The sequence below is a fragment of the Anabaenopsis tanganyikae CS-531 genome, from assembly GCF_029891675.1.
In the GTDB taxonomy this organism is placed as follows: Bacteria; Cyanobacteriota; Cyanobacteriia; order Cyanobacteriales; family Nostocaceae; genus Anabaenopsis; species Anabaenopsis arnoldii.
Genome location: NZ_JANQDF010000061.1, coordinates 25,356 through 31,355, shown reverse-complemented (window position 1 = coordinate 31,355; position 6,000 = coordinate 25,356). Strand labels below are relative to the sequence as shown.

The following is a 6,000-nucleotide window of genomic DNA, read 5'->3' as shown; positions in this document are numbered from 1 at the left end:
GATGTATTTAATCTATCACTACCTCCCGATGCTACTTTATAGTCTCGCACATCTCGTAAACCAATTAATCCTACCGATGAGGGAAAATTTTCTGGACGGTTAGGAAAACCATCTCTTAACTGTCTTAAAACTGATATTAATATTTGATCTTGCAAAGCATCAATTTCATCTATAAATAATACTAAAGGAAGATTTATAGCTTTTGCCCAACCTCTTAAAAAAGCCTTAATTCTGCTTCCTGCTTCTTCCTGTTGCCATTGTTTAGCAGGTGGTTGTAATTCTTTGGGTAAACGAATATTTATTGTATCATACCATGACCCTAAAATTGCTAATTCTGCGGTGGTAGGATCATGATTAAATGCACTTCCTACTTCTACAGATACCATAACTGCCGCATAATTTCCAGTGTCAGTAAGTTGTTTTGCTAGGGATAACATAGCGGTGGTTTTCCCTGTTTGTCGTGGTGCGTGTAGGACAAAATAACTTTCTTGTTCAATTAAAGTTGATAAATCGGGTAAACGACTGGTGGTTGAGATGGTATAGTTTTTTTTAGGGTTACAAGGACCTGCAATATTAAACCAGCGATTGATCATAATTTTGGTAATAGGTGAACTCTTTAAGTTTACACATTAATTATTTGGGAAAATTATGATCTGACATTAGTTTTTATCCTTGAAAGAAGCTATAATAAATTTTAATCTCATTTAATCTCAGTTTTATAGTGATATTTATGCCAGAAGTTACACGGTTTTACGGAATAGAATTAACATTACAAATGAGGATACAAGAAGAAATTAAAGCGATCGCCTTTGGGTAGTAAGCGATCGCTGTCTCCTTCAATATCCGGGGAAAGGACACTTTAATTAATAGCTGCTATATAAAACCTAGACAAAGCTAGACTTTACTTTCTACTTCAAAGGGGGTATGGGAGCGGTTATCCCTGGTGTAGACTTACACGCCTTAGCCAGACGCGATTGTGTTCCAATTAAATTTCTGAAAAAGACTACCACCATCATTGCTTGGTTTTCGCGTCGGCAACAGTCTCAATTCAATACTTGATATCACCCTATTATATTAGGACTTACGCATTGACAGAATCAACCAAATATTATCTATGAGTTTCGGGCATTTTAACCTGATTTCTTGATTATTTTTGAGCGATCGCGAAGCGCTGCTGCAAGCAGTTCGCTACTGATCGGAAGTTAATCGTCAGAAGCCTGGAAAGTGAGTTCTAGGAAGCTTAGTGTGTTTAATTAAAGATTGTGGGCGTGGATTAATAACGCCTTTGCCACAGTTTGATGGTTTTATAGCAACCGCCAGAGGCTAAGGTACGACCATCTGGACTGAAGGCTACTGAACGAACCGACCCTGAATGTCCGGTGAGTGTGGCGATTTCCTGACGTGTGGCGACATCCCACAGTTTGACGGTCTTATCATTACTCCCAGAGGCTAATGTGCGACCATCCGGGCTGAAAGCTACTGAACTAACGTGATATGAATGTCCGGTGAGAGTGGCGATTTCCTCTTGGGTTGCTACATCCCACAGTCGGATGGTTTTATCATTACTCCCAGAAGCTAATGTGCGACCATCCGGGCTGAATGCTACAGACCGAACCCCTTCTGAATGTCCGGTGAGAGTGGCGATTTCCTCTTGGGTTGCTACATCCCACAGTCGGATGGTTTTATCTAAACTCCCAGAAGCTAATGTGCGACCATCTGGGCTGAAGGCTACTGAACGAACCGAATCTGAATTTCTGGTGAGGGTGGCGATTTTCCGACGGGTGGCGATTTTCCACAGTTTGATGGTGTTATCCCTATATGCACCTGCAGAGGCTAAAGTACGACCATCCGGGCTGAAGGCTACTGAACTAACCCCAGAACCTGAATGTCTTCTGAGGGTGGCGATTTCCTCTTGGGTTGCTACATCCCACAGTCGGATGGTTTTATCTGAACTCCCAGAGGCTAAAGTACGACCATCCGGGCTGAAGGCTACTGACTTAACCGAACCTGAATGTCTTCTGAGGGTGGCGATTTCCTCTTGGGTTGCTACATCCCACAGTCGGATGGTTTTATCTAAACTCCCAGAAGCTAATGTGCGACCATCCGGGCTAAATGCTACTGAAAGAACGTAATTTGAATGTCCGGTGAGAGTAGCTATCTCCCGCCATAAAAATGGTTCATAAGCTTTTAAAGCATCAATGACCTGAATAGACTTATTATCTCCAGATCGCAGGAGATTATAAGCGACATCCTTGACATCTGTTGATTCATCTGTAGTTAAAGCTTGGAGAACTAATTTAACCCCATCCTCCCCATAGTTGAGCGCTTGGGATATCGCATTTATCCTCACCTTGGGGTCCGGGTTCTTATACCTCTGCTGCGCCCCTTGGATTCCCCCTAAGACCAGGGCATTTTCTGGAGCGTTACCAGTACCACCTAGTACTACATCAAATTTCCCTGGTTGTGGCTCGTTCATCTTAGGTTACCACTGGTAGTTAATTTAGTCTTGGAGAGATTATATAATGACGTGTTACCCAATACTTGTCAGGTGTAAAGGTAATTGTCAAGAATTATTTAAAGTTTCCATACCAGTAACTTACTGTTAGTTCACCGGTGGTTTACCAGTCTGTCATCACCTGCTAACACTGTGAATGCAACATAAAGGTAATTTCGTTTAATAGCTTATATGCTGCGATCGCACACCTAATAGGCATATCAAAAATACCTTAATTGCATTCAAGTAATTAGGTCTAACTTCTTATGCTAGATAATATAGATTGTCTAGACTAGTGACCTTGTGTTGAGGAGTGCGATCGCCGCCCTTCACTTAAATCTTGCCAAATAGCGACAGATGGAAACTCGCCAATAGCATGGAGTCTGTAAAACAGTGGCGAGGTTTGGCGATATTCCCCACAGCTATATATACAAACCGACTGCAATAACCATTACAGTCGGTTTCCATTAATTCCACTTCCCAGAGGGAAGCGTACGCCTGGAAATGGGCTAATGCATTTCATAGAGAAGATTTGTTTCCATTAATTCCACTTCCCAGAGGGAAGCGTACGTGCACCTGCGACGAGTTAAAAGAAAATGTTGAATACGTTTCCATTAATTCCACTTCCCAGAGGGAAGCGTACCCTTCTTTCTACTTGCTGTGCTCTCATTCTTCCTCGTGTTTCCATTAATTCCACTTCCCAGAGGGAAGCGTACTGCGGATTTAGCCGTGCGTTGTTAAGTTTAACGTTTGATGAGTTTCCATTAATTCCACTTCCCAGAGGGAAGCGTACTCCACTGCTTCCAGTTCTGGACTGGAAGGTACAAAGTTTCCATTAATTCCACTTCCCAGAGGGAAGCGTACTAGTGGAGAAAATGAGGTCATCTTCACAGTTGACAGGGAGTTTCCATTAATTCCACTTCCCAGAGGGAAGCGTACAGCGACTGTTGTTACATTAAACGCTACTATTTACGAGTTTCCATTAATTCCACTTCCCAGAGGGAAGCGTACCTGTTAGAAGAGAGAAGCTCGTGGCGCAAGCCATAGGTTTCCATTAATTCCACTTCCCAGAGGGAAGCGTACAAAATATTCACCCGTTTAGGGTTTGAATATCTGACTGGTTTCCATTAATTCCACTTCCCAGAGGGAAGCGTACGGGAGGTAACGCTACCGGCGGAAAAACCACTGCCATGTTTCCATTAATTCCACTTCCCAGAGGGAAGCGTACAATTATAATTAACGGACACATATATCTGCAATGGATGTTTCCATTAATTCCACTTCCCAGAGGGAAGCGTACAATAGCACTGAGAGAAGACCCTAGGTATTATTTCATGTTTCCATTAATTCCACTTCCCAGAGGGAAGCGTACGTATTGCCTTCATGCAGCGCGGTAGCTTGTCTTCTGTGTTTCCATTAATTCCACTTCCCAGAGGGAAGCGTACAAAATCCTCAGTTGTTATCGGACTTTGGCTTTTTGTTAAGTTTCCATTAATTCCACTTCCCAGAGGGAAGCGTACTAAACTACTTTACACAGAAGTGCTGAAAAGGAATGGCGTTTCCATTAATTCCACTTCCCAGAGGGAAGCGTACTCAATAGGATTACAAATTTCTCTTTCCTTCTATACGTTTCCATTAATTCCACTTCCCAGAGGGAAGCGTACGATAAAGAGTGGTTAGTAACAATTAATCAAGAATAAAAAAGTTTCCATTAATTCCACTTCCCAGAGGGAAGCGTACAACCAGACCAAGCTCTATGGCTTGCGCCACGAGCTTTGTTTCCATTAATTCCACTTCCCAGAGGGAAGCGTACCCTTACATTTTAAACACAGTCCCAGTAAGAAGTCTAGAGGCACTTTCCGAGGTTCAAGAAACTTAACGCCTGAAATGGACTTTAGCATACTAACAGAACTCCTGAAACCCTTACATAGCAAGCAACCGAGGTTCTATACATTAAAATCACTATTTCAGCTATTTTGATTGAACCTCTGTAATAGTTAACTGGTGCATTAAAACAGTATTTAGGCGATCGCTCTGCTGTAATCCACATATCCCTATCTCTTCGTAATGTGAGGGGTTAATACTACCCTAAAATTTTCATATTCTCAAAAATCTATCTTTAGATAGATGACAAGATTACCTAAATAGTATTACTGAGAGTAAACAAAATAAATATGTTATTTATTATATCCAGAGCATGGTATTATAAATTTCATCTATTTAAACTTTTGCTGTTTCTTCTTATAAGTACACATACCGTTAAATATTCAACTAACCATCAAAGGTAAAATCCATGGAATTAATAGGACTACCTAAAGCTATAGCCTTAACAACACTGACATTCACCCTCAGTGCTACTCCCACTTGGGGTCAAACCAATCAAAACCAGGCGTTAACTATAAAAAATTCCCAAGTAGTTAGTCAAAGACCCCCAATACTTTACAGTCAAAGTCAGTCTAATCGCGATTTAGCCGAAACTTACCTCATGCGCGGTATTGATTACTATGACCAGGGGAAATGGGAATTAGCACTGGTTGATTATAACCAAGCTATTAAACTTAATCCTAATTTAGCTCTAGCTTATATTGGTCGCGGCGCTGTTTACCTTGAGCTAGGACATATCAACAAAGCCAGGGAAAACTTCCAAAGAGCAGCGCAATTATACCGCGAGCAAGGTAATAGAGTTGAATATCAACTAACTATCAAGGTTTTAAACTCACTGTAGCTGCAAAGATGCCTGAAAGTAAGCAATGAACAGGTTTTAGTATCCACACTATTTCAGTTATTTTGATTGAACTTCCCCACCCCTAACTTTATAATTTTCTGGAAAGTGAGTTCTAGGAAGGTTAATTTAATTAATTAAATAATCTGGGTGTGGATTAATAACGCCTTTGCCACAGTTTGATACCATCCCTACCCTCAGAAGCTAAGGTTTTACCATCCGGGCTGAAGGCTACTGAACTAACCCCATATGAATGTCCGGTGAGTGTGGCGATTTCCGTTTGGGTTGCTACATCCCAAAGAATTTAGCCCCCTTTTTAAAGGCGGTAGCTACCCTTTACGCATTTAACCTTAAACGCTTTCTCAAAAGAATTTAGCCCCCCTTTTTAAGGGGGGGTTGGGGGGATCAATCAGAATGTGATTAGTTGAACGACACATAATAAACAGTCACAACTACCTACAATCCCTATCAGGGATTCAAACTGCTAACTATGTGCGATCGCCTAAACAACAACCATGCCCTAATCACCAGGGTATTTAACAAAAAACTGGAGAAAAACAAATAATCTTTAATTAAATATAATTTGTTTAACCTCCACTCATTCTTTCATATTCTTGAAGAAATGTCAAGGAGAATTTCACACTAGCCCACCTATTGACTAGGTGGGGATTTTACACTTAGTCACAATTACTGATAATCCCTGTTAAAATTAAACATTCAAATACTAACTACCCTAGATCACTATCTAGATTCTCTCCTCACAACTACTTATAACCCCTCTCAC

The 6,000-nt window shown here is 41.1% G+C and carries 4 protein-coding genes, 2 pseudogenes and 1 CRISPR repeat array; of the genes and pseudogenes, 2 read left to right on the top strand and 4 right to left on the bottom strand.

The features are described from left to right. On the bottom strand, positions 1-593 hold a 593-nt coding region (locus NWP22_RS06565; protein ID WP_280801648.1), incomplete at its 3' end, for an AAA family ATPase. Between the two features lie 331 nt (positions 594-924). Here NWP22_RS06565 and NWP22_RS06560 point away from each other — a divergent pair. After that, the gene (locus NWP22_RS06560; RefSeq protein WP_271763628.1) at positions 925-1,059 is read left to right on the top strand and encodes a hypothetical protein; all 135 of its coding nucleotides are present in this window, start codon (positions 925-927) and stop codon (positions 1,057-1,059) included. Between the two features lie 214 nt (positions 1,060-1,273). Here NWP22_RS06560 and NWP22_RS06555 read toward each other — a convergent pair. Next, a pseudogene (locus NWP22_RS06555) lies at positions 1,274-2,155 on the bottom strand (WD40 repeat domain-containing protein); the annotation flags it as partial. A 631-nt stretch (positions 2,156-2,786) separates the two neighbouring features. Beyond that, positions 2,787-2,939 carry a hypothetical protein gene (locus NWP22_RS06550; protein WP_280801647.1) on the bottom strand — a complete coding sequence of 51 codons (153 nt, stop codon included), beginning with the start codon at positions 2,937-2,939 and terminating at the stop codon, positions 2,787-2,789. A 15-nt stretch (positions 2,940-2,954) separates the two neighbouring features. Continuing rightward, positions 2,955-4,307: direct repeats of the CRISPR family, unit length 36 nt; unit sequence GTTTCCATTAATTCCACTTCCCAGAGGGAAGCGTAC. A gap of 480 nt (positions 4,308-4,787) precedes the next feature. Here NWP22_RS06550 and NWP22_RS06545 point away from each other — a divergent pair. Then, the gene (locus tag NWP22_RS06545) at positions 4,788-5,219 is read left to right on the top strand and encodes a tetratricopeptide repeat protein (protein ID WP_280792854.1); all 432 of its coding nucleotides are present in this window, start codon (positions 4,788-4,790) and stop codon (positions 5,217-5,219) included. Between the two features lie 154 nt (positions 5,220-5,373). Here the strand turns inward: NWP22_RS06545 and NWP22_RS06540 are convergent. Continuing rightward, positions 5,374-5,517 (bottom strand): annotated as a pseudogene (locus NWP22_RS06540) (WD40 repeat domain-containing protein); the annotation flags it as partial. Positions 5,518-6,000: the final 483 nt, after the last annotated feature.